Raw genomic sequence first — 1,977 nt, 5'->3', positions numbered from 1 at the left:
AACAAACATTCGGGTTTAGTTTTAGGAATAAATCTGAGACAAATAGAGAGAAGGAACTACTTGTTATAGCTCTTTTTACAATAATCCGAACAGATCATAATATGCTACTGCTGTACCATAGCCATAAGCACATATCTTATCCTATTCGGACTATTGCGAGAAGTGCTATAAATGCTATTTGCTCAATAAGTTCACTGATATTGGTATGGCTAAATTTGAGATAGCTTCATAAATTTATTGTGCGTTACCTACTATCCGAAGAGCGATGCAACAAAGCCCACTGGGATCCAGGAAAGTTTGCTTGTTTACAAGCAAACTAGCATAGAAAGTGGTTACAACGTTTTCGATGAGATTATATGGAAAACTGGATTCCAGTGTCAAGCACTGGAATGACATCACAGGGGCACTGGGATGACACCTTTACGTTTGAGGCAAACTAGCTATAACACTTAACATACTACCTTTGCAAACAAATGTTCATACAGTACGCGCTGGCGTTATTTTCTCTTGATGAATAAATCTCGGTAGAGTATAGTAGCAATGCATTTATGTAGCTACTAATGAATAATTTAGTTTTGGTTTATACAACTTTTTCAAATTTTGAGGAGGCTAAAACTGTTTCTGAAGAATTGTTAAACGAGAAATTAATTGTATGTGTAAATATATTTCCCGAAGTGAATTCTCTGTATTTATGGGAAGGTAAAATTAGTAATAGTTGTGAAGTAGTGGCAATTATGAAGAGCAGGAATGATCAAGTTGATAAAATTGTAGAAAAAATCGAAGCAATGCATTCTTATGATCAGCCAGCTATTGCTGTGATGCGCATAGAAAAAGCAAATAAATCTTTTACTAATTGGGCTAATAGTGTTATTGATGTAAGTAGTATTGGGGTGTAGCCAAGTGGTAAGGCAGCGGTTTTTGATACCGCCACGCGAAGGTTCGAATCCTTCCACCCCAGCCATATTGAAGTGGGTGTGAAATGATATCACTTTTCTATAAATTAAGATTGTTGAATTATATATTAGGTAGTCTAAAAGATATAATTGTGAAACTGTTTCTCTTCACAATGTATCTTTACACATTCAGCATTGTGCTCATGTTTCTCAGCAATGGTTTTTGGTATGCTGTAGAATTTTGCTCTTTCAAAAATGCGTTTTACCGTTTGTTTCAATATTGCAAGTGGTATTATGAAAATAGGGAAGATATCGGTTACGGAATTTCTATTCGAATATTAGTGGCGTTTCTTACTCCGCATTTTCTCTATAAATTGTTACTTGGCACAGGCTGGAAGTCCTTTTTAAAGGAAAAGATAATACAGATACTCAACACAAGAAGAAAAAAGGGTAGTGAGTTCAGTAACAGTAGCAAACCAAGTGGCAGTAGTTATAGTGATAAGAATAATTACAGCAATAACAGTGGTAACAATGAGCGTCAAGCTCAAGATGCAAAGCGAAAAGTAAACATGATAAAGCAGCTATTAATCAAAGATATAGAGGCAACTATAGATAGGAGATTGAATTATATTTTTTTCGGTAAAAGGAGTAAACCTCATTAAGTATATAAAAAGGCTTTATCTAGTAAGGCTTTTTAAGGTTGGCTGTATTTTATTTTTTACGTATACCGGATCACAATCAGCCAATATACATGTGTGCACAAAATCTTGACTAAAGTCTGACAACCAAGAAATTGCCTTACGTTTTTCTACCAAGCTTTCTGTTTTTTTACAGTTATAGCTCTTTTTACAATAATCCGAACAGACCGTAATATGCTACTGGCCTGCTATAGCCATAAACACATATCTTATCGCATTCGGACTGTTATAAGAAAGGCTATACTTGCTGCATCAATCATTGCCTGCGCTATTACTGATTTCCACAGCAAATAATACCTTTGTATATCATCTGACGTACTATAGCCTTTCTTATAATAGTCCGAATGCGATAAGATATGTGTTTATGGCTATAGCAGGCCAGTAGC

The 1,977-nt window shown here is 35.2% G+C and carries 3 protein-coding genes, 1 tRNA gene and 1 pseudogene; all 5 read left to right on the top strand.

The genetic code is table 11. The features are described 5' to 3' along the window. Positions 1-224: pseudogene (locus OZD68_RS01820) on the top strand (hypothetical protein); the annotation flags it as partial. 13 nt (positions 225-237) lie between these two features. Beyond that, positions 238-393, top strand: a complete 156-nt coding sequence (locus OZD68_RS01815; protein ID WP_182309572.1) for a hypothetical protein — start codon at positions 238-240, stop codon at positions 391-393. A 167-nt stretch (positions 394-560) separates the two neighbouring features. Beyond that, entirely contained in the window at positions 561-896 is a 336-nt protein-coding gene (gene cutA / locus OZD68_RS01810; RefSeq protein WP_182309573.1) for a divalent-cation tolerance protein CutA, read from the top strand. Beyond that, positions 887-961 (top strand) — tRNA-Gln (locus tag OZD68_RS01805). The genes cutA and OZD68_RS01805 overlap by 10 nt, the downstream gene beginning before the upstream one ends. Positions 962-1,162: 201 nt before the next feature. After that, positions 1,163-1,555: a hypothetical protein gene (locus OZD68_RS01800; RefSeq protein WP_275008851.1), complete on the top strand. Its 393-nt coding sequence runs from the start codon at positions 1,163-1,165 to the stop codon at positions 1,553-1,555. The last annotated feature ends 422 nt before the right edge of the window (positions 1,556-1,977 follow it).

Source organism: Wolbachia endosymbiont of Drosophila bicornuta, from assembly GCF_028982105.1.
In the GTDB taxonomy this organism is placed as follows: domain Bacteria; phylum Pseudomonadota; class Alphaproteobacteria; order Rickettsiales; family Anaplasmataceae; genus Wolbachia; species Wolbachia pipientis.
This window is presented reverse-complemented; position numbering and strand designations above follow the sequence as displayed.

What these genes read in the sequence shown, in the direction of transcription:
- cutA (WP_182309573.1), top strand. Translation starts at nt 561, where the DNA reads ATGAATAATTTAGTTTTGGTTTATACAACTTTTTCAAATTTTGAGGAG.